Raw genomic sequence first — 21,952 nt, forward strand, 5'->3', positions numbered from 1 at the left:
GAAATTTTTGTTTGACTACCAAAATCTTTTTTGAACGAAAATCACTTGAACCAACTGCATATGCAAACCTGATTACTTTCTCCCTCTCCCCTGAAACTGACCCTTAAAAAATAACAAATCTGGCTCTTTTCATGTGGTCACTCTGTTTTATACTAGAGGTATTAAACCTTTAGGAGGAACTCAATATGAATCAACAAGGTACAGATCGTGTAAAAAGAGGCATGGCTGAAATGCAAAAAGGCGGCGTGATCATGGATGTGGTCAACGCAGAACAGGCGCGCATTGCCGAAGCTGCAGGCGCGACTGCGGTCATGGCGTTGGAACGGGTACCATCAGATATCCGCAAAGACGGCGGTGTTGCCCGGATGGCGGATCCCCGTATTACTGAAGAAGTCATGAAGGCGGTGTCCATTCCCGTTATGGCCAAAGCGCGTATCGGGCATATCGTGGAAGCACGCGTGCTGGAAGCGATGGGTGTCGACTATATCGACGAAAGCGAAGTTTTGACGCCGGCTGATGAAGAATTTCATTTGTTGAAAAACACTTACACCGTACCTTTCGTCTGCGGCTGCCGCAACTTGGGCGAAGCAGCACGCCGCATCGGCGAAGGGGCTTCGATGCTCCGCACAAAAGGCGAGCCGGGCACCGGCAATATCGTGGAAGCGGTCCGCCACTTGCGTCAGGTCAACGCGGAAGTGCTGAGAGTGGTTCATATGAGTGAAGACGAACTGATGACAGAAGCACGTAATTTAGGCGCTTCGTATGAATTTCTGCGCGAAGTGAAATCACTGGGCCGCCTGCCGGTCGTCAATTTTGCCGCAGGTGGAATCGCCACGCCATCGGATGCCGCATTGATGATGGAACTGGGAGCTGACGGGGTGTTTGTTGGATCCGGCATCTTCAAATCCGATAATCCGGAGAAATTTGCTCGCGCCATCGTTGAAGCGACGACCCATTACCAGGACTACAAATTGATCGCGGAATTGTCCAAGAATCTCGGCATTGCCATGCACGGCATAGAAATTTCCACCATCGCTGCCGGCGAGCGCATGCAGGAGCGAGGGTGGTAACCATGAAAAAAATAGGAGTTCTGGCGCTTCAAGGGGCGGTTCGGGAACATTCCCGGTCCATTGAAGCAAGCGGTGCCCAAGCAGTGTCTGTAAAAAGGCCTGCAGACTTAATCGGGTTGGACGCGCTTATTCTGCCGGGCGGCGAAAGCACAACGATGCGCCGGTTGATCGACCGATATGAATTCATGCAACCGCTCCGTGATTTCGCGGCATCCGGCAAGCCGATGTTCGGCACTTGTGCCGGGCTTATCCTCCTGGCCAAGGAAGTCGTCGGATACGACGAACCGCATCTTGGCGTCATGGATGTCAAAGTGGAACGCAATTCGTTCGGCCGCCAAATCGACAGCTTTGAAGCCGATTTGGCCATCAACGGATTGGACGCGCCTTTTAATGCTGTCTTTATCCGAGCTCCCCATATTGTCTCTGCCGGTCCAAGCACTGAAATCCTGTGCGAACACGAAGGCAAAATTGTTATGGCGCGCTCTGGCCAATTCCTCGGCTGCTCTTTCCACCCTGAGCTGACCGATGACCACCGGATCACCCAATACTTTATCGACATGGTTGCGGCAGAAAGTATGAGTGATACCGGCTAATGTCACGAAATCTTTAATCAAATGAAAAAAGCTGAATTTCTGTTATCAGTCATAACAGGATTTCAGCTTTTTTGATATGGCTGGTCAGGCAGTGGTTTTGTTGCGGCGTCCTATCAGCATTACTCCGCCCAACAGTACTGCAAGCCCCCCGATCAATGTGTAAAGCGGACCGTTTGAAGCTGTGTCTGCCATTTCGTCTCCACCAGCAGAATCATCTGCCATCAGCTGGCCACGAATTTCACCATCAGGATATTGTTCCGTATGCAGATTGGCATAGATTTCTCCGGCTAGAAGCGCCGCTGCGAAATCTTCCCAAGTCATGTCTCCGACCAAGTCATCGGCTGTCAATGTGCCTGACGCTATTTCCCCGTTGTAGTCCGTTGGTTCAGCGTTCTCAAACAAGAACAATTCAACCGGACCATTTTCGCCAGCCGCACCACTATGAAGGTGTCCTGCTAGCGTGCTGTTCAAATTATTGGCACTTACTGTGTACTCAATCGATTCTCCGTCTTCACTGACTTTGAAATACGCTTCCCCGGTAGCGTCACTCGTGACTTCCGGGACTTCCTGGTCAGGACTCAAATTCACATTGAATTCCAACCCTCCATGAGCGTCGGCGGATACTGCGGCGGCAAACCCTGCGGCTGCCAGCAGTGATGCAAGCAGCAAAACCAAAAACTTTTTCATTTGTTCCTCTCCTTATAACCTATTTCACCTATTGGGTGATAACTTCCCTCTACCCATGTCCCTCTCCAATTAATCAAGTTTTCTGAATTTTGATTATATTATACTATAAAGAATACTTTATTCGCTTATATAGTTCTTTCTTTAAAGATAACAGCAGGATTATAAAAAGGAGAAAACGGGAATGGGCATCTATACTATGGTTTTTTGAAGGAGTGGCAGAACATGCGGAAAAAAATTGCTGCGATATTGATCATAACAGGATCTCTCTTTGCCGTCTGGAACGGCTATTTTTGGATAGTCGGCACTACTTCCGGCCAGGAAGCCATTGGCGAAAACGATATTGTCGCAAGTGCTGCGGACGAGAATTCGGAACGGGAAACGAACGATGCCCATCCGATTCCTGACGATGAGAGTGATCAAGCAACAGATTCTCTTGAGGAAGAAATTATAACCTCTCCTGAAAAAGAGCCGGAAAAGATAGAAGAACCGGCGCCGCGTGATTATGCAGAATATGAAAAAGGTGCTGAAATAGGCTGGCTGCTGATACCGGCTTTGGATATGAAATATCCGATCTACTGGGGAACGGATGAAGACACACTTTCCCAAGGGGTCGGCTATCATCCAGGAAAATTCACCACCCCGCCTGATGGCCTGAAGCATACGGTGTTGTCCGGCCACCGGGAGACGGTTTTCAGGGGTCTTGGGGAGTTGGAGCATGGCGCCCGGATGTATGTGCAGTTTGAAAACATCCAGTATGAATATGAAATCCGGAAAACATGGATTACAGATGCCGGAGACCGTACAGTTATTGTCGAGAAAGACGAACCAACTTTGACCCTGACTACGTGCTATCCTTTTACGTTTATCGGTTCAGCACCTGATCGCTATATTATAGAAGCTGCGCTGGTTGACGAGACAGCGATGGACTGACTGGCCGCCTGCCAAGGTTTTTTCCCACACCAAATAGACATTGCCCGCCAAACAGCGCTCTTGGCGGTGCCAGACGATGTCTGTAAAAAGGACTGCGGATTTAATCTGATTGGATGCACCTTTTAATGCCGTCTTTATCCGCACTCCCCACATTTTCTCTGCCGGTCCAAGCACTGAAATCCTGTGCGAACACGAAGGCAGAATTGTCATAGCGCACGCCGGATAATTTCCCGGTTGCTCTTTCCATCCTGAACTGACCGATGACTACCGGGTCACACAATACTTTATCGGTATGGTTGCTGCAAAAAGCATGAGCGTTCACACATAATAGCCATTTTTCCGAAAGGCTTCCGATGTACAGCGGTTCCGTCGACAGAGATTCATCTGTCAGCGGAACTCTCTGGTATCCGGAGCCTTTTTAATTTTGTATTGCTTTTTACATTCACCTGTCCCCCGTCAGCCTCTTCATGACGATTAAAACACGGATTTATTTCCCTGAACGCGGATATATTTTTTTGAACGCGGAATTAGCTCGGCTGAACGCGGATATCTTCTTCCGAACGCGGAATTAGCTCGCCTGAACGCGGATATCTGCTAACACGCCCACCTCCTGATGAGAAAAAGCGGCATAAAAAGCTGGCCACTGCCTTTTCCCGCGCAATTTACCTGAAAAAGCCGAGGGCAAAGACAAATGGATGCTTTTCACAGGCGAAAAGCGACAACAACGGAAGGAAGAGATGCTTAAGTCGGCTCTCCTTTCTGCAAAAGCGCACTCCCCCAGGGCCGAATGCGTCTTTTTCATGCCGTTTGCAACCGCCGGCAACGCTGATCTTATTTGTCGAAATAGTCTTAGTATTTTGACAGTTTATCCAAAAAGCAGTAGCTTAAAAGCAAACCAATACCGCGCTGTGCACGAATATATGAGAAGGGTGTGGCAGGCATGCTGAAAATCCTACAGAATTTACGCATTTATAAATGGCTGGTGGCAATGGTGTTCCTGCTGGTGTTCATCCAGGCGATGGCGGACTTGTTTTTGCCGACGCTGATGGCGGACATTATCGATAACGGTGTCGTAGTCGGCGATGTGCCGTATATTTGGCAGATCGGCGGCTGGATGCTGGCGGTCTCGGCGCTCGGTGCAGCGGCTGCAGTGGCTGCAAGCTATTTCTCGTCGAAAGCGGCAATGGGCATGGGGCGCGATGTGCGGCGCCAGGTCTTCACCCACGTCGAGCAGTTTTCGCTGCAGGAATTTGATGAAGTGGGCACCGCATCGCTGATTACGCGGACGACGAATGACATCACACAAGTGCAGCAGGTGGTCCTCGTGCTGCTGCGCATGGTCGTGAGTGCCCCTCTCATGCTGGTCGGCGGGCTTGTCATGGCGATTTCAAAAGACCCCCAATTGTCGCTCGTCATCATCGGTGCGACGCCGGTGTTGGCAGTGTCGATTTTATTCATCCTGAAAAAAGGCATCCCGCTGTTTACGGAAGTCCAGAAACGGCTCGACCGGCTGAATTTGGTGCTGCGCGAAAACTTGACGGGCATCCGCGTGATCCGGGCGTTCACACGCGAACCGCAAGAGCAGGTCCGGCTCGAGAAGGCGAACCGCGAATTGACGGACGTCTCGATCCGGGTCAATAAAATCATGGCCTTCCTCATGCCGGTGATGATGCTGGTCATGAACCTGACCGTTGTCGCAATCATCTGGTTCGGCGGCATCCGCATCAACAATGGCGCGATGCAGATCGGTGATCTGATGGCGTTTATCCAATATGTCATGCTCATCATGTTCGCGCTCGTCATGGCATCGATGATGTTCATCATGGTGCCGCGCGCAGCCGTGTCAGCGAACCGCATCAACGAAGTGCTGGCGATGCGTCCGGCGTTCCAGGACCTTGGCACGCAAACCGCGGACCGGGAACGCGGCACACTTGAGTTCGAGCACGTGACGTTCAGTTATCCGGGTGCCGAAGAACCGGTGCTGCCGGACATCACGTTCAGCGCGAAAGCTGGAGAAACGACGGCGATCATCGGCGGAACCGGTTCCGGAAAATCGACGCTCATCAATTTGCTGATGCGCTTTTACGAATTGAACGCCGGACGTATCCTGATCGATGGCATCGACACATGCGACTTGCCCCGGGGCGAACTGCGACGCAATTTCGGCATGGTGCTGCAGGACACCTGGCTGTTCAACGGCACGATCAAAGAAAATATCGCTTACGGCAAGAACGGCGCGTCTGAAGAGGAAATCCTAGTGGCGGCAACAGCGGCTCACGCCGACCACTTCATCCGTACACTGCCCGATGGCTATGAAACGGTGTTGAACGAAAAAGCGTCGAACATCTCACAAGGTCAGAAACAGCTGTTGACGATTGCGCGCGCCATCCTGTCCGATCCGCCGATCATGATTCTGGATGAAGCGACGTCGAGCGTCGACACCCGCACTGAAGTCCTCATCCAGAGGGCGATGAAACTTCTCATGACAGGGCGCACCAGTTTCGTCATCGCACACCGGCTGTCCACGATCCGCGACGCCGACTTGATCCTGGTCATGGACAAAGGGCGCGTCATCGAACAAGGCACGCACAACGAATTGCTCGATCGCGACGGCTTCTACGCCGATCTCTACTACAGCCAATTCGCGAAATCGGCGGTAAGTTGAGGGCGGCGGGGCCTCACGTTATGAAATGAAACATCTTCCCCGGATCCCGCTATCAATCGTTTGAATATCCTAAGTCCGGGAATTGGAAGAAAATGAAAACAGGTATATAATAGTAAGCAACAGATAGAGAAAAATACATTTTGGGAGGAACAAACCATGGGCTTATTCTTTATGGGTATCCTGCTCTGGTCGCTGGTCATCGCATCGGTCGTGTTGTTCGTCTACGGATTATGGAAACAGTCATGGAAAGCGCTCGCGTGGAGTGGCGTCGCCCTGGTGTTGCCGATGGGCCTCATCGCTTTCGACGGAAGCGGCAGCATGTGGTTCAAGTTGAGTATCGTGCCGCCACTGCTGATTTTTGCCGCTGCTTATTTCATGAGACACAAAAAAGTTCAACATTTGCATTAAATTGAAAGGGCCGGAGCTTTCCGGCTCTTTTTTTGTGTCTGATTTGGAATGATCTTTGCTGTTTTGTATATGAATTTCAAGAATTCTTAACTTGCCTCGTCCTTTTACAGAAATGGACAAAAAAGCGTAAAAAGTATTTCGCTTTTATATGCCCGCGAGATCCTGATAGCTTGTATAATGGAATGATTATCACTACTTTTTAGTAATCTTATGCGTATAACCATTTTGATCTTTTTCAACTGATCAGGAGGCGGATCCTACTATTCTTACTCAAATTCCTGTTATCGATTTCCTGTTGCTGCTGCTGCTGAATATGGGAGTTGGGGCAATCGGGATATTTCCCAGCGTTCTGCTCACCGCACTCAACATCAATCTGTTCGGCGTCACATTTGGTACGGTGCTTTCCCTGTCAGGGGAAATCTTCGGGGCCATTGCCGGGTTCTACCTTTACCGCTTCGGGTTCTCAAAAATAGATCCGCAATGGCTGAAAAAGCCATTCTAGCAATACCTTCAGCGTTCTTCTGCAAGCCAGGTGTTTTGGGCAGTCATTGCGCTGCGCCTGATCCCTTTCGTACCGTCAGGCCTGGTGACGGCAGGCGCTGCCTTGACTCCGATTTCCGGTCCTTTTTTTGCGATTGCCAGCACTCTCGGCAAAATTCCCGCTGTCTTTCTGGAAGTGGCATTGGTTTATGGCCTTATCCAGACCATCCCACTCAGTTATCAATACGGGTTGGCCGCAGGAATTCTCCTGTTGACTGCTGTGATCTGGAATAAAAACAGAAGAAAAAATAGCGGTGTTCCCGAAGAATGATTCGCGGTTTCATTGCACAACGTCTGGTCTTATAACAATCAGCCTGGAACAATTTGTTTTCAACCTATAAATACAAGATGGGAGGTGTTCCTTTGAAGACATCTCATAGATTTCTGCGGTTCCTCTTGCTGTTCGCCCTTTCCTTTTTCATCATCGGATTCAGTCCCTCATCACTGGGCACTTCCCTGAAGAAAATTATGGCAGACGGTTTTGTACTGGAACCGTCACAGCAAAATAATTCCACCGGAAATTTTCTGTTGACGAATTCCAGAAACGGACAGCCGCTCGAAAATTATTTACTGTATATCATCGATACCAGTACGAGCACATTGGTCGCTGCTGTGAAATCCGATGAAGCCGGTGAGATGAAAGCGGACGAGTTGGTGAATGGAAATGAATACCGGCTGAGAGTGGTTCCTGCAGGTGAAAGTTCAGACGCTGTGAAAGTCGCAGCCGAAACCGCCTATGTTCATGAACCGGCCCCGTTGCCGGTCACACTCGAGACCTACGTGGAACGGCAGGCGAACCATATCGGCGTCCCCATCGTTATGCAGCATATGGAACTGCCAAACGGATGTGAAATCACCACTCTGACTTCCGCCTTGAATTACCATGGCGTTAAAGTTTCAAAAGAGACAATGGCTGATGGTTACCTGCCGAAAAAAGCGTTCCACTATCAGGACGGGAAAAAGTTTGGACCCGATCCCCACAAGGCCTATGCCGGAAATCCAAGAAGTTCAACAGGGGGCTGGTATGTTTTTGCCGCTCCAATCGTGGAAGCATCCAAAAACATACTCGATGACAAAAGCAGCCGGTTGATCACGGAAAATGTCAGCGGCAGTACCCGTGAAGAAATCCTGGCCTACACCGATCAAAGCATCCCCGTCATCGTTTGGGTCACGCTGGATCTGTCTCCTCCTGTCAAAACCAATGGCTGGTATATCGAAGGAACGGATGAGTTCCACTCTGCCTTCAGCAACCTTCACAGCGTGGTGCTGGACGGCTGGGAAGATGGGAACGTGTATGTCATGGATCCTCTCAAAGGCCGGGTAAGTTATCCGGAAGATGTATTCTTCGACAGTTACGAAGCGCTGGGCAGCCAGGCGGTTGTTGTCAAGAGGTAGTGTATTCAAAAAAAGAATCCCGAAGGCCGGCGCCGGCTTCGGGATTTTTTTTATTCTTTATTCTATGCTGAGTTACACTTCTATTGGTCAGCGGTTAAGCAATCTACTGTTCAACCTGATATGATTCTTCCTTTATATTTTTCAACAATACAATCAGTGAAACAAAACACCCTAACGTAAGTACTATCCATAACGCAGTAGAGTCCTTCAATGAACAAGCCGCCCCACGAAGCAGCGCCGGCCATCAGTGTGATAAAAATCGAAAGCACTGAAAAGGTTTTGCTGTTCACTGTGAACATTCAGATTCCCTCCTCACTTCCGGATAAAATCCACTGCCCTCGGAAAGGTCCTCTCACCCCTCTAAAAAACCACTTTTTTTAAGCCATTCATAAACCGGTTCCTCCACTTCCTCACGAGCAATGGGAAGATTCACTTTCGGGTCCCATTTTGTCGTTATCGACATACTGTCTATTACAGTCCCACCCTTCTTCTCAATTCTTTTTGTAATGGAATCGATCACCTGTTGGGGGATCTTTTCATCTCCTTTCGTCAGGAAAAGCCAAACCTTCTTACCTTTAAAAGATGCCTTTTTCAGATAGTTGTTGATGGCCGGGCTTGTCTTCCCTGCCCAGACCTGAGCGCCGAGAAATATATTTTCGTATTCTTCTAGTGCAAAGTCCATCGGCTTAATCCTGCTTTTCAAACCCAAAAACGCTCCCATTGCTGCACCGGGAATCTTCCCGAGTTTCCGATTCTTTTTCTCTTCGATTCTTTGAATCTCAAATCCCGTGAGCCGTTGAATTTCCTTTGCAACCACCTCCGTGCTGCCTATCCATGAGTAATAGACGATCAGGCTGCTGTTCTTCATTTGAATCACTTCTCTCCTGTGAATCAATGCAATAACTCTTCAATGCCTTCTTCTTTCGCTTCATACCGCAAAAGTCCTTTAATATTTCAAATCTTATTTCAGGTGGACATGCCGGAAACTTCTTTTCCGCCTGTTAAGCTGTCCTTAAAACCATGCCTGTACAGACGAAAGGAAGAGTCGAGACGATTTGATCAGCCCCTTCTCTCCCAGTTATTTTTCATAAGAATGAATATAAGGGCCTTCCAGAAGCTAATGGCTCCTATGAATAAAAAATAAGCCCAAAAAAGAATCTCCAAGCTCATACTCTGATGATATTCGTTTGAAAATCCTCATTCCGCTCATACTTCTAAAACATTCCGCCTTGATGGTTATTCTGTCCAGCCTGTCGTCGAGCATCTGCTTCAGCTGAATTCTGGTTTAAGGTCTGTTCCTTTTTATTCAAGTTATATTTCCGTTTCGTCAAAACATCCACGAGAAAGCTGATACTGAATATCGCTGCAAGTGTGCCCCAAAAAACCCACATCATCCAGTGCATATATTCCACCCCTCTTCATTTTAGTCATCGCCTATTGCCTGTCTATATTGTAATACGTTTACAAATTGAATTAGTTTCAATAGTTACTATTTTCAGAAATAAAACACCCCGAAAGTTAGGAGTATTACGCTAACTTTCGGGGTGCATGCACTGGATTCAACAAACTCGCCCTAAATAACAGTTTGTTTTATTTCATTAACTCCAGGACCTGTTCTTTCGTGGGTAAGGCAGAAATCGCCCCTTTTCCAGTAGTGACCAGCGCTCCGGCGCTATTTGCAAAAGCCAGTATTTCCTGGTGATGCTCACTTACTATGGCCTCCAGATTGTCTTGTCCTGCATCCCTATCCAACAGCTGATAGAGGAAACCGCCGACGAACGCGTCTCCCGCCCCCGTCGTGTCTTCCACTTTCACCGAATATCCTTCGGAAGAATATTTTTTGTTCTGGACGAAAAGGTCTGCACCTTTCGCGCCTTTCGTTAACACCACGACTTTTACATCCCCTGTGAACAAAGACGCAATCGCTTTTGGTTCATCCGCTGTTCCTGTTATAAACTCCAGTTCATCATCGGCGATTTTGACAATATGGGCCGTCGGAATAAATTCCAGTATGGTCTTCCGGCAGTCCTGTGGATCGTCCCACAGCGGCAGACGCACATTGGGATCAAAACTAATAATCCCGCCACGCGCCTTGGCTTCTCTAATCGCTTTGACATGGGCGTATTTCATCGGGCTCTCGACCAAATCCACAGAACCAAAATGCAGAAAATCCCCTTGCTGGAACCAGTCCGCATTTACTTCTGATTCTTCAAGCAGCAGATCTGCAGAAGGATTTCTGTAAAATGAAAAGTCGCGTTCTCCACTTTCCTGCAAGGATACAAAGGCAAGCCCGGTATTTGCTTCTTTTGTTCTTACAATCTTATCCGTTCTTACACCGGACTTTGTCAGTTGTTCCAAAAGAAAATCACCAAAGGCATCTTGCCCTACTTTGGTGATCAGTGAAGCAGTTCCACCAAACTTTGTTACCGCGGCTGCCACATTGGCAGGCGCACCGCCAGGCACTCGCGTAAAAGACTCGACATCTTTTAAGGCGATTCCTTTTTGGTGGGGGATAAAATCTATTAATATTTCGCCAATAGAGAACAAATTTCCCATTCAGCACATCTCCTTCTTCGGACTTTCTTCATAATAGTCCCACTTCACTGCTTTAAACGCCACAGAACCACCTGTTGCATAAAACTGGATTCCCTTGCTTCTTATATCCGGGAAAATCCGGGAGGTAAACACTTCTTCTCCATCGTCCACAAAAATCTCTACGGATGAAGAATCAACAAACAAATGAAACTTGTGAGACTCTCCAATGATCTGGCATTTTCTTTCTGTACCATACTTGCTTCCTATCACTTTGCCCGATCGCGTGCGGTCCAGAATTATTTTGGCCTCGACTGCATCGTATTTGATCACCGTTTTTTCTTCAGTCCCAGTACGGAATTCTATACCATATTCCAAGGCGTCTCCCTGTTCAAACTCACAAATCAGCTCATAAGTGGCTCCTGAGAATCCCTCAACCATTTTCTTTTCATCCCTAATTGTGTCTTCTGTTTCGACTTTGTTCTTACGGAGTGACTGAAGTTCCGGAATAGGCTTTTGTATTATTTTCTCATCTCGAAGCGATAATTCTCTAAGGATGGTCAGGCAGTTTGCCCATCCACTTATATCGGTGGGATACTCAATTTCAGGCAACCCCATCCAGGCGACTAACAGACGTCTGCCATTTGGGTCCTCCATGGTCTGTGGGGCATAAAAATCAAAACCTCTGTCAAGTTCGATAAAATTTCCGTGAGTCAATTCCCGCTTTTGCAGATCAATCTTCTCGCCCAGCACATAACCCGCCTGGTAAATATTTTGATAAAGGTCCCCTACAGGCTCCAGTCCCTGCGGAGAGAAAATCAGGATCCCTTTATCCTCCATTTCAAAATAATCCGGACATTCCCACATAAAACCGAAATCATCCAGATTGGTGGCCAGCTCTCCTTCAAATTTCCATTCCATCAAATCAGCAGAACTTAATAAGCAGACACCGCCGGTTTTATCGGTTCTTTGCGCGCCTATTACTGCATAAAATTTATCATCCTCTTTCCATAATTTCGGATCGCGGAAATGCTCTGTATATCCTTCCGGGACTTTATCGAGAACTGATTTTTTCGATTTAATGATATTTCCTTTCTCACCCATCATGGCAATACATAGATAAGGATGTCGCACGAGATTCTCATCCCGTGTATTGCCTGTATATAACAAATATAAGTTTCCATTATGCTCAACGGCACTTCCCGAATATGCGCCATGGCTGTCAAAATACTCGTCCGGCTTAATGGCAATCCCGACATTCGTCCAGTTTACGAGATCTGTTGATTTGGTATGGTACCAATATTTCAAACCATGGAAGGGCCCTAACGGATGCCATTGATAATACAAATGATATTCACCGTTGTAAAAACAGAAGCCATTCGGATCATTGAGAAGCCCAGAAACCGGTTGGATATGAAACGTTTGCCGCCAATTACAGCTATTAACCCTTAAAATCAAGTTATCTATATCTTCCTGGCTGACCTGATCGAGTCGGATGTAACTTTTCCCCCGTGGTAATTCCATTTTACTCATACTCCTTTTGGTAAAAATAGAATCTTTCATTGAAATATTTTCCCAAAATAAAATTGTAAAGGAACCCCTATTTCCCTGCCAAAAACTATTTATGGAACTGGTTCCATTTCGCTCCAAATATAACCGCTTTCTTAACTGAATTATATTATTTTCAGGATTTATTATCAACGCCAGACCACTATTATTCTGCCATTATAACAAATTTTTGTTCGGAATGTGTCTGCCGTTCAATAAGGTTACTAACCCGTCAGCCGCTTTTCGTACTGCTTCTTCCCAATGAGACTTTTCTGTGGTCCGCTCCTGATTGCGAGAGAACTTTCGGAACCCCGGAATGCTGTTGGCCAGCGGATCAATCCGCCCCTGTTCCCTGTCAATTTGCTGAAACAGTTTTTTACGTCATTGTCCTTTGTATCGTCCCATTGCATAATGAGGAATCAGAAAAGCGGGGACAATTTCTGTTACAATCAACGGAGAAAGAGCATCCAACTCATTTAAAACTCAGTAACTCAAAGTTTTAAAGGACGGATGAATTGGAGGATATCGGTTTGAAGCCACTTTTTAAAAATACGACAGCGATTCAACTGTATCTGTATGCGGCGCTGTTGCTCAGTTTTATCGGATCTATCTTTTTCATCAATTTCAATTATGGATTCTATGATCAGCCGATTGTGAAAATCACTGAAGCAGAAATCACAGAGACACGAGAACTGACTGATATGTACGGCAACGAAGATGCTTTATATACCCAGCAGCTCGAAGGCGAAATCCGGAACGGGGAACATAAAGGTGAAGGGATCAAGCTCGAAAATGAGTATTCCTTATCAGGAGCCAATGACCACGAATACCGTGTCGGCCAGGACTTGTTCGTCGTTATTGACGGAGCAGCAGAAGACGGGACTGTGCTGTCAGGTACAATCGATAATGTAAAACGGGATAAATATATCCTCGCGATGACGTGGATTTTTGTTTTTGTGTTGCTCATCATCGGGAAAAAGCAAGGATTCTACTCGATTGTCAGTTTGGCGCTCAATGCGGTGATCTTGTCGTATGCTTTGGATGTTTACGTCCGGACGGAAAATGCCAGTTTGCTGTTGATTGCGGGTGTCAGCGTTCTGTTATTCACCATTACCTCGCTGCTTCTGGTGAACGGGTTCAATGATAAAACCTATACGGCGATTGTCTCGACAATTCTGGGCGTTTTCGTGGCCCTTCTATTAGCTTTTTTTGCGATATGGACATCCGGCGGCAATGGCTTGAACTACGAGGAAATGCAATTTCTCTCAAGGCCCTATGAAGTCGTTTTCATGGCGGGGCTATTCATTGGCTCTCTCGGAGCGGTGATGGATGTCGGGATTACAATGTCGGCATCGATTTTTACACTTTACGAAAAAAACCCGAATATCTCCATTCAATCGATGAAGAAGTCCGGCATCGATATCGGGAAAGATATTATGGGCACGATGGCGAATATTTTGTTCTTCGTTTATATCAGCGGATCAATTCCGATGCTGCTCTTGTATTTGTCGAACGGAGCCGACTGGCCGTTTACATTTTCAATCAACCTGTCCCTCGAAATCGCCCGTGCCCTCGCAGGTGGACTCGGGATTGTCCTGACCATTCCAATCGGCATCTATACGTCCATTTTCTTCATTAAGAGAAAGAAGGCTGTCCAATGAATGTACTGATCATTTTAGCCATCATGTTATGCATGTCCATGGTGATGATCGGCGGAAAAAAAGGGGCCATCTCATTTCTCAGCCTGTTCATCAATTTTCTGGTGCTGCTGTTTACGGTGTTCATGATGGCCAACCCGGATAATAACGCCCTTGTTTGGGTCATTATCGCTTGTTTCATCATCAGCTGCGTCAATCTGTTTTTCATCAATGGCATCAACAGCACCACTATTGCGGCGTTTGTTTCAACCGTCATCACGATGATCGTGCTGCTGTTCTTCATATACTTTATGACCGATTTAACGATGATCAGTGGCTTCGGTGAGGAAGAAGTCGATGAGCTCAGCATGTTCTCGCTTTATATCGGCATCAGCTTTGTCGAACTTGCCGCCGTGGTCATCATCATCAGCACAATCGGCGCGATCACGGATATCGCCATTTCGATTACGTCACCGATGCGTGAAGTCTACTTCCATAACCCCGGCATCAGCCGAAGTGAACTGATTCACGCAGGATTCGCCATCGGCCGGGATCTTCTTGGTACGAGCACCAACACATTATTTTTCGCTTTTTTCGGCAGCTACCTGGGCTTGTTGATCTGGTTCAAGGACCTGTCCTATTCGCTCGGCGACATCGTCAACTCCAAAATCTTTGCCGCTGAAATGATTACAATCCTGTGCGCCGGTATCGGCATCGCACTCGTCATCCCCATCTCCTCGTGGATCACCGCCTATCTGCTGACACGGGTGAGAGTATTGCGATGAAAAATGAAAATAGCAGGATGCACATTTTTTTCTTTATGCCATATTTTGCATCGACTCTTTCAGATCCCAAAAACCCGGCAGCCTGTGCACAGGCTGCCGGGTTTTTAGCTTGTTGGGAAAGAACAACTGAAAATCGATATTACGCAAAACAGCTTCGCTTTCCTGGGGGCTCGCGCTGAGCTAACTGCGGACTTCGTCCGAGTGGATCTCAGCACTTCGCTGGGACCCCTGGGAGTCTTCGCTGTTTTGCTTCATATCTCAGAACACTTTCTATAAAGGAATAGTCTTTAATGTCTATTTCAATAAATAGATACTTCACTTCTACACAGAACCAGAATTATGCTACAGGCGGCGCAAGGCAAAGATGTGCTCCTGCTTCGCTGCTTCGTCGCAAACGATTCGCGCAAGCGCAGAGCGCTGCAACGGTTTCATGGTTCGAAGCTAGCATAGATACAGAGACAGGAAAATTGGTTTTCAGCGCGACTGATGAAGCTCAGGCCATCTCCCGCAGAAAGCGTCCACCTATAGCGTAATGATTAGAGGAGTTAAGACTTTCTCGAGAGCCTAAAAACTCAGCACCCTTTTTGCAAAAGATGGTAGGGTATTTGAATTGCACACTATACTTATTGGGACTTCCAAGGAATCAGTCCTATATTAGATCAATTCGGAGTCTCCTTCTGAGTTTTTTCGTTTAAATAGTTTTCTTTCAGGCGGCCCTTTCTATTGCTTCCTGAACTCTTACTTCCACCAGGCAGAACCGGGAACAGACAGCTCTCCGTCCATTGGAACAGTTTCACCGATTTGCGGGGCTATCAGGTCGACATCCTTTTCCTCTGCAGCTTTGGTTGCCCGTTCTATCGGTTCTGCCCAGCCATGCCGCGCCAGTGTAAATGCTCCCCAATGCGTCAACATCATTTGCTCCCCTTGTACATCGATGCTCGCCTGCACGGATTCTTCCGGAACCATATGAGAATCAGGCCAGCGCTCATCATACTGCCCGCCTTCGATCAAAGCGATATCGAAAGGGCCATATCGATCACCGATTTCCTTGAAGTGGCCATCGTATCCACTGTCTCCGCTCGTATAGAAACGTGTTTCATCTCCGAGAATGGCCCAGCCACCCCAAAGCGTCGATTTTTGGTTCAAGACCGCTCTTCCGGCAGAGTGTTTGGCTGGCGTCAACGCTAGCGTTAATCCCTGAAATTCGGTTTCATCCCACCAATTCAATTCTGTAATGTCCCCTTCCGCCACACCCCATTCGATCAAATGGTTGCCCACACCGTAAGGGACAAAGAAATGAGCGACTTTGCTCTTCAGTCCTTTTATGGATTGATAATCCAAGTGGTCATAATGATCATGCGTAATAAAGACGGCATCAATAGGAGGCAATTCCTCAATAATATTCATTAAATCCTTACTGTAGCGTTTCGGTCCGATAAAGGAAAGAGGGGAAGCCGTGGGGCCCAGCATGGGATCGATTAGAATCTTATTATTATCAAGACTCAGAATGAAAGCGGAATGGCCCAGCCACGTCAGACTGTCTCCTTTCTCCCCGATTTTATTCCAATCAAATTCAGCGATCGGCAATTGTCCGGGTGGACGGGTTTGTCCATCTGTCGAATCCCAATTCGGAGGGCTGTCGATGCTGCCGGCCGGTATGGTGGAAGGCAGATTAACAAATTTGCCATCCTTGTAATTATCAAACGAGCTGTAAAACTCTTCCTGGTCCTTGCTTGGATTGCTGCCAAAAGTCGGTGACAGATTGATAAACAACGTCAATACCACTGCCACCACAACAATCAGGACCAATAAATACTTCAGGATTTTCTTTATCACTCTTTTTATGCTCTTGGGTGCTCCTTCCTCTTTTCGTTTCCCAAGTCTTGGACGTTCTTCAAAATTCGACATTTCATCCCCCGCCTTACAGCTTTATTGACATAAAAGCATGGTGCTGAATGTAACTTACCTGCACTTAAGTTGCATTCACTTTATTTCAGATTCAGGCTCATGCTGACGGTCCGCGTTTTAAAGCCCGCCTTCTCATACATTCTGACAGCTGGATTTTCAGCTTTCGCGCTAAGACGGACTTCTTCATATCCTTCCTGCTGAAAATGTTCAATCGCTGCATCCATCAATTCTTTAGAAAATCTCCTGCCCCGGTAATCTTTTAAAATATAGATTTCGTAGATGAATCCGTGTACCTGGTCAGTAAATTGATCTTTTGCTGTTCCCAAAAGCAGCCATCCGAAGATTTCCTCTTCATCTGCTGCAACCAAATAGAAGCTTCCCTTCTCCAGTAAAGGGTTAACCAAGCTCTCCACTTTCAAGTTAGAGGGTCTTACTTCTCCCAGCGTCCCGTCAAAAACAGCTTGTGGTGATAAGGATAGAATCGTTTTCAATTCACTGCTCTCTGCTTTTCTGATCATCATTTCTTATAATCCCCTTTATCTTACAATGGATTAATTTTACCATTGTATGCCTTAAAGCATATAAGTTGAAAAGGTATTTAGCAGCAACAGGAACCCTTTCGGGATAAACAGCAATCAAATACGCGATTTTCAGTAAATTGAACGAAGAACCGATTGTATATTCACCGCTTCTGCTGTTGTTGACTTTTCATAAATATACTATGACAACCTCTGGTTGGCTGGCTTTTTTTGAAGAGAATTCCATTAATATTTAGAGACTGGGCTACCAGATACACGGCCGCAACCAAAATAAAAACTCACGCCCTGCCGCTGATTTACGGGGACGTGAGTTTGCTTTAATCCTATTAGTTCTATCCGACCTAAACCTTTCCGGTTCAGCAAGCTATTTTTGCATTCAACGCAGGGAGCTTACCCCAGTTTCCGCAATTCCACACGACGAACCTTACCGGAAGTGGTTTTCGGCAATTCTTTCAGGAACTCAATAATTCGTGGGTATTTGTAAGGCGCTGTAATCGTTTTCGTATGATCCTGCAGTTCTTTAATCAGTTCCTCGGTATTGAAACCGTGCACTGATTCACGAAGAACCACGAATGCTTTTACGATGGTGCCGCGTATTTCATCCGGTACTCCGACGACTGCGCATTCCTGGATTGCCGGATGCTTCATCAACGCATCTTCCACTTCAAACGGCCCGATCGTATAGCCCGAACTGATGATGATATCGTCGCTTCTTCCTTCAAACCAGAAGTAATCGTCTTTGTCTCTTGAAGCCTGGTCACCTGTCAAATACCAGTCACCGCGGAAAGCTGTGCTCGTCCGTTCAGGATCGCGGTAATATTCCTTGAATAATGCCGGACAACTTCTGTGGACAGCGATATCCCCAACTTCCCCGACAGCTGTCGGCTCTCCGTTTTCATTGATGATGTCGACAGGATTTCCCGGTGTCGGCCGTCCCATGGATCCCGGCTTTAATTCCATATTCTGAAGGGTTCCGACCAATAATGTATTTTCAGTTTGTCCGTAACCATCCCGCACATTGATTTGGAAAGCGTCCTGGAACGCTTCGATGACTTGCCTGTTCAAAGGCTCTCCTGCTGAAACTGCGCTTCTCAAAGCCGGCAATTGATAGTCCCTCAAAGTTTCCACTTTCGCCATGATACGATATTCAGTCGGTGTGCAGCATAAAACATTGACCTGCTCCTCTTTGAGAATATCCAAATATTTCACAGCATCAAATGGGCCATTATATACTAATGCCGTTGCGCCAAGCGTGATTGTGGATAGGAACGGGCTCCATAACCATTTTTGCCAGCCTGGAGCAGCCGTAGCCCACACGACATCCCCACTTTTCACGCCCAGCCATTCCGTAGCCGCAGTCCGCACGTGTGCATAACCCCAGCCGTGGACGTGGACAACCCCTTTCGGATTTCCTGTAGTTCCTGAAGTATAAGATAAAAATGCCATATCATCACGATGTGTCGCCACAGCTTCAAATTCAACGCTTTCCCGCTCAGCCAGTTCTTCAAAAGACTGCCAGCCCTCTTCTTTGCCTCCGACAATCAGCTTGTTTTGCAGTGCCGCCACTTCCTCGTCGATTGCATTCGTTTCAGCGGTTGTCTTGTAATAAGTCACAATGCCTTTAGCGCCAGAGTGATGCATGCGATAAAGCAGGTCTTTCTGCCGCAGCATTTCTGAACATGGAATGGCGACAATCCCTGCCCGCAGGCAAGCCAGATAAGCGATATAAGCTTCCGGAATACGCGGCAGGATAATCATGATTTTATCGCCTTTTTGAAATCCTAATTTCATCATGGCCTGTGCGTATTGATTTGTTTTTTCGATCAGCTTTTTGTAAGACAGTTCCTGCCGTTCCCCTTCTTCGTTAAACCAGCGAATAGCCAAACGATCGTCATTCTGATATTTTTCCAATTCAGAAGTGATGTTGTACTGTTCTGGTGCGATTAAATGTTCTATTGTCATTTTTACATTCCTCCAGTCAGTTTCTCAGAAAATCATCCGGTAGGTATAATTAAGTAGTAAACACTTGCTAAAAACAGGAAAGCTAAAAAAGTGGCAAGATAGGCTTTTTTTCTTGTGAAGTTCTGCGTCGTTTGAATGATTTTCACACATACCAGATACATCCACACCACTCCGAAAATCATCAACAGAAGAACTAAGATGTTACCATTCCCGTCACCTGCTAAATATGGGGCAGCAAATAATCCTGGGATAAGAGCTGCCGGAACAGACACATTGATGTCCCTCAGCAAACCTTTTCCTCCAAGGCCTTTCGCTCCGGCCCATAATAGAAGAGCCAGCCCAATTTTCGTGACGAAGGCCATCAATAAACCAAAGACCAGAAAAATCAGTGGAACAATGAAAAATTTGAATAAAGCTGAATCGAAACTCAATATGTATGAAGCATTTGACGCAATTGAAATTGCGCCATATCCTGCTCCAGCGACGAGAAACAGCATGTTGCTCGCCTTTGTCGTTTTGGGTGATTCCAAAAATGACCGAAAAGAAGGTTCATCCAAAGCAATCATTTTTCCGACCATTTTTATCACTCCTTGCTTCATTGTTTATATCCCCCAAGGCATCAATGCCCAAATAGCGATAGCCAAGGATACCAGCACTGTTATTCCGGCTCCTAATGTACTGTTATAACGATAAGGTTTTATGTCTTTCCAGCCATGGATGCGTTCAATCAGTTCAATATCGCTTTGTTTAGTCAAGTTGCCAGCTAAACCAGGGATTCGGTTTGTGACATAAGACACGACAATCAGCAAGATAAAACTGATTGGAACAGCCAGCATTGCACCTGACAAGCCCATTCCATCCGTGACGGCGTGGCCGGTCAGTACGATGCTTGGGAATACAAAGGGTGAAACGATGATGTACACAATACCGCCCACAACCGATGCAGCCATTGCTCCGTATTTGTTAGCCTCTTTCCACCAGACACCGACAATAATCAGCGGTGCATTGGTAACTCCCGCTAACCCGAATGCCCACAAAATACTTACAACCAAAAATGCCGGCGGTTCAAGGGCCAATAGAATACTCGCTAATCCACCCATGAAAATAGCGATGAAGCCAATCCGCAAACTTAGTTTTTGGGAAATATCAGGCTTTAGTGTTGCAATGATATCTTGTGAAATCAGCGCGCCAATCGCCAATAAATTACCGCTCAATGTAGACAATCCCGCGGAAATTGCTCCGGCAATTACAAGCGCCGTCACCCACTCGGGGTTATAAACCAAGTTCAGAATAATCGTCAATTTATCGGCATCCCCGCTGGAGATTGTTACTCCCTGAGTGGCAGTCGCATACACCCCGACAAAGCCCATCGCGTAAGTAGCGGAAAACACCAGTCCAAGTATGAAGGCGAACCACGTCATAGCTGAACGGGCACTCTTCAATGAGGAAGCCGTATATACGCGCATTGCCAAGTGAGGCAAGCCAAGCGCTCCGATAGTCAATGCCGGAATGATGGAGAAATACCATTTCGGTGAAAATTGATAATCAAAGAATGTTGGCAGGGATTCGAGCATCGCCGGTACCATATCGGAATACAGCAATGGTGGGAAATACCAGCCCTCAGCTCCAATTGCTTTCATAATCGCCGCCAACGGAAGAATGAACATCAAGGCAATAATGATCATTTGAATGGCGGCGTTATTAGTGGCTCCTGCCATTCCTCCAATGGTGATATATCCGACAATAATGAGCCCGAAGACAATAAGCCCAGTCACATAAGGAATGCCCAATAGTGTTTCAAAAGTGATGGCGATTCCGATCATCTGACCCAACGCATACATGATCGAAACCAGTATCATAAACAAGGCTGCAATGATGGAGGCCGCCACCCCGTAGCGATCACGGATAAAGTGAGTAGGAGAGAAAGCCCCCATCCGGCGCAAGCTCGTTCCATAAATGATGGTGATCAGTGGAATCGCCAAAATCAATTGGATCCAAAGCATGATAAACGGAACCTGCAACTGCAGGATTAATGCTGTGATGCCCAGAAAAGTTGCCAAACTCATATACGTAGCAGCCATGGCCAAGCCGTTTGTTATCGCTCCTACATTGGCCCCGCCAACATATAACTCTTTTGCAGATACGCTTTTTCGGTTTGATATATATCCTACTATGTAAAATAATAAAAAAGTGAGCGCTATAACGACCAGGCCGAGAATAGGATTACTCAATTGCCAGTTTTGTCCATCCATCTATTCCACTCTCCCCACTTCATCAGTTTCTCCAAGCGAGTCGTTCTCGAGGTCTATCTCATCATCGATTTTGTTCCCGATTTTCCCTGCAATAAGTGTCAGGAAAAAAACGCCGAACCAACCCATCAGAATGGGTACGATATACATCACCGGAAACCCGAATAACATAGCGTCAGTAGGAAAAATAGAAAAAATGAACCCTACGTTCCCAACAACGATAAATGCAAGAGTCATCCAAATTGTAAATTGGACTTCTTTTTTGTACGCTTTCATGAACTTTTCCCCCTTTTTGTTTTTGAATTTCCATCCCCTTGCCCCTATTAAAAATTGAATGAACGTTCAGTCGACTGTCCCCCCCTTTTCCCCAAAGTTATTCAGTGGTTATTAAATAGATTGTAACCGCTTCCAAATATGCAAGTCAATTTGATTTTTTAAAAATTCTAACAATTACCCCGACATCTATCCCTGCATCACTTTTCTTTTTGTTAACTTTTTTATTGC

Annotated in this window: 20 protein-coding genes and 2 pseudogenes; 11 read left to right on the plus strand and 11 right to left on the minus strand. The window is 46.7% G+C overall.

The annotated features are described in order from the left end of the window. Positions 1-185 precede the first annotated feature (185 nt). Complete coding sequence (gene pdxS, locus DIJ65_RS03600) at positions 186-1,070, plus strand: pyridoxal 5'-phosphate synthase lyase subunit PdxS (RefSeq protein ID WP_117299205.1); 885 nt, start codon at positions 186-188, stop codon at positions 1,068-1,070. Between the two features lie 2 nt (positions 1,071-1,072). Continuing rightward, positions 1,073-1,663 carry a pyridoxal 5'-phosphate synthase glutaminase subunit PdxT gene (gene pdxT / locus DIJ65_RS03605; RefSeq protein WP_117299202.1) on the plus strand — a complete coding sequence of 197 codons (591 nt, stop codon included), beginning with the start codon at positions 1,073-1,075 and terminating at the stop codon, positions 1,661-1,663. Between the two features lie 84 nt (positions 1,664-1,747). On the opposite strand, the gene DIJ65_RS03610 is transcribed toward pdxT, so the two are convergent. Then, positions 1,748-2,350 carry a CHRD domain-containing protein gene (locus tag DIJ65_RS03610; protein ID WP_117299200.1) on the minus strand — a complete coding sequence of 201 codons (603 nt, stop codon included), beginning with the start codon at positions 2,348-2,350 and terminating at the stop codon, positions 1,748-1,750. 222 nt (positions 2,351-2,572) lie between these two features. On the opposite strand from DIJ65_RS03610, the gene DIJ65_RS03615 reads away from it, so the two are divergent. The 7 genes and pseudogenes from DIJ65_RS03615 (at position 2,573) to DIJ65_RS03645 (ending at position 8,288) form a co-directional block, all read left to right on the plus strand. Then, the gene (locus DIJ65_RS03615) at positions 2,573-3,280 is read left to right on the plus strand and encodes a class D sortase (protein ID WP_117299198.1); all 708 of its coding nucleotides are present in this window, start codon (positions 2,573-2,575) and stop codon (positions 3,278-3,280) included. A 121-nt stretch (positions 3,281-3,401) separates the two neighbouring features. Continuing rightward, positions 3,402-3,608 (plus strand): annotated as a pseudogene (locus DIJ65_RS03620) (pyridoxal 5'-phosphate synthase glutaminase subunit PdxT); the annotation flags it as partial. A gap of 612 nt (positions 3,609-4,220) precedes the next feature. Continuing rightward, positions 4,221-5,945, plus strand: a complete 1,725-nt coding sequence (locus tag DIJ65_RS03625) for an ABC transporter ATP-binding protein (protein ID WP_117299196.1) — start codon at positions 4,221-4,223, stop codon at positions 5,943-5,945. Positions 5,946-6,101: 156 nt separating this feature from the next. Further along, positions 6,102-6,353 (plus strand): hypothetical protein, encoded by a 252-nt coding sequence (locus DIJ65_RS03630; RefSeq protein ID WP_071152440.1) that lies wholly within the window; start codon positions 6,102-6,104, stop codon positions 6,351-6,353. 313 nt (positions 6,354-6,666) lie between these two features. After that, positions 6,667-6,855, plus strand: coding sequence for a TVP38/TMEM64 family protein (locus tag DIJ65_RS03635; RefSeq protein ID WP_117299193.1), 189 nt, complete (start codon positions 6,667-6,669; stop codon positions 6,853-6,855). 21 nt (positions 6,856-6,876) lie between these two features. Next, positions 6,877-7,164 (plus strand): annotated as a pseudogene (locus DIJ65_RS03640) (TVP38/TMEM64 family protein); the annotation flags it as partial. Positions 7,165-7,256: 92 nt separating this feature from the next. After that, positions 7,257-8,288 carry a C39 family peptidase gene (locus DIJ65_RS03645; RefSeq protein ID WP_185959483.1) on the plus strand — a complete coding sequence of 344 codons (1,032 nt, stop codon included), beginning with the start codon at positions 7,257-7,259 and terminating at the stop codon, positions 8,286-8,288. A 110-nt stretch (positions 8,289-8,398) separates the two neighbouring features. Here the strand turns inward: DIJ65_RS03645 and DIJ65_RS03650 are convergent, their stop codons facing one another. From DIJ65_RS03650 to DIJ65_RS03665, 4 genes are all read right to left on the minus strand, one after another. Beyond that, positions 8,399-8,587 carry a hypothetical protein gene (locus DIJ65_RS03650; RefSeq protein ID WP_117299185.1) on the minus strand — a complete coding sequence of 63 codons (189 nt, stop codon included), beginning with the start codon at positions 8,585-8,587 and terminating at the stop codon, positions 8,399-8,401. Between the two features lie 53 nt (positions 8,588-8,640). Further along, the gene (locus DIJ65_RS03655) at positions 8,641-9,156 is read right to left on the minus strand and encodes a flavodoxin family protein (protein ID WP_117299181.1); all 516 of its coding nucleotides are present in this window, start codon (positions 9,154-9,156) and stop codon (positions 8,641-8,643) included. 722 nt (positions 9,157-9,878) lie between these two features. Continuing rightward, complete coding sequence (locus DIJ65_RS03660) at positions 9,879-10,844, minus strand: carbohydrate kinase family protein (RefSeq protein ID WP_117299179.1); 966 nt, start codon at positions 10,842-10,844, stop codon at positions 9,879-9,881. Beyond that, positions 10,845-12,344 (minus strand): glycoside hydrolase family 32 protein, encoded by a 1,500-nt coding sequence (locus DIJ65_RS03665; RefSeq protein ID WP_117299177.1) that lies wholly within the window; start codon positions 12,342-12,344, stop codon positions 10,845-10,847. Positions 12,345-12,898: 554 nt separating this feature from the next. Between DIJ65_RS03665 and DIJ65_RS03670 the strand changes: the two genes are divergently transcribed. Continuing rightward, complete coding sequence (locus tag DIJ65_RS03670) at positions 12,899-14,029, plus strand: YibE/F family protein (RefSeq protein WP_117299174.1); 1,131 nt, start codon at positions 12,899-12,901, stop codon at positions 14,027-14,029. Beyond that, a complete protein-coding gene (locus DIJ65_RS03675; protein WP_117299172.1) occupies positions 14,026-14,790 on the plus strand; it encodes a YibE/F family protein in 765 nt (254 codons plus the stop codon). The genes DIJ65_RS03670 and DIJ65_RS03675 overlap by 4 nt, the downstream gene beginning before the upstream one ends. A gap of 738 nt (positions 14,791-15,528) precedes the next feature. Here DIJ65_RS03675 and DIJ65_RS03680 read toward each other — a convergent pair. The 6 genes from DIJ65_RS03680 to DIJ65_RS03705 form a co-directional block, all read right to left on the minus strand. Next, complete coding sequence (locus DIJ65_RS03680) at positions 15,529-16,611, minus strand: MBL fold metallo-hydrolase (protein WP_117299618.1); 1,083 nt, start codon at positions 16,609-16,611, stop codon at positions 15,529-15,531. A 167-nt stretch (positions 16,612-16,778) separates the two neighbouring features. Continuing rightward, positions 16,779-17,219, minus strand: a complete 441-nt coding sequence (locus tag DIJ65_RS03685) for a GNAT family N-acetyltransferase (protein WP_117299169.1) — start codon at positions 17,217-17,219, stop codon at positions 16,779-16,781. A 408-nt stretch (positions 17,220-17,627) separates the two neighbouring features. After that, complete coding sequence (gene mbcS / locus DIJ65_RS03690; protein WP_117299167.1) at positions 17,628-19,199, minus strand: acyl-CoA synthetase MbcS; 1,572 nt, start codon at positions 19,197-19,199, stop codon at positions 17,628-17,630. 32 nt (positions 19,200-19,231) lie between these two features. Further along, positions 19,232-19,765 carry a hypothetical protein gene (locus tag DIJ65_RS03695; protein WP_230321252.1) on the minus strand — a complete coding sequence of 178 codons (534 nt, stop codon included), beginning with the start codon at positions 19,763-19,765 and terminating at the stop codon, positions 19,232-19,234. 36 nt (positions 19,766-19,801) lie between these two features. Next, positions 19,802-21,451, minus strand: coding sequence for a solute symporter family protein (locus tag DIJ65_RS03700; RefSeq protein WP_071152406.1), 1,650 nt, complete (start codon positions 21,449-21,451; stop codon positions 19,802-19,804). Beyond that, on the minus strand, positions 21,452-21,724 hold the full coding sequence (locus tag DIJ65_RS03705) for a hypothetical protein (protein ID WP_071152405.1): 273 nt from the start codon (positions 21,722-21,724) through the stop codon (positions 21,452-21,454). Between the last annotated feature and the right edge of the window lie 228 nt (positions 21,725-21,952).

This window comes from Planococcus salinarum (genome assembly GCF_007004625.1).
GTDB lineage: Bacteria > Bacillota > Bacilli > Bacillales_A > Planococcaceae > Planococcus > Planococcus salinarum.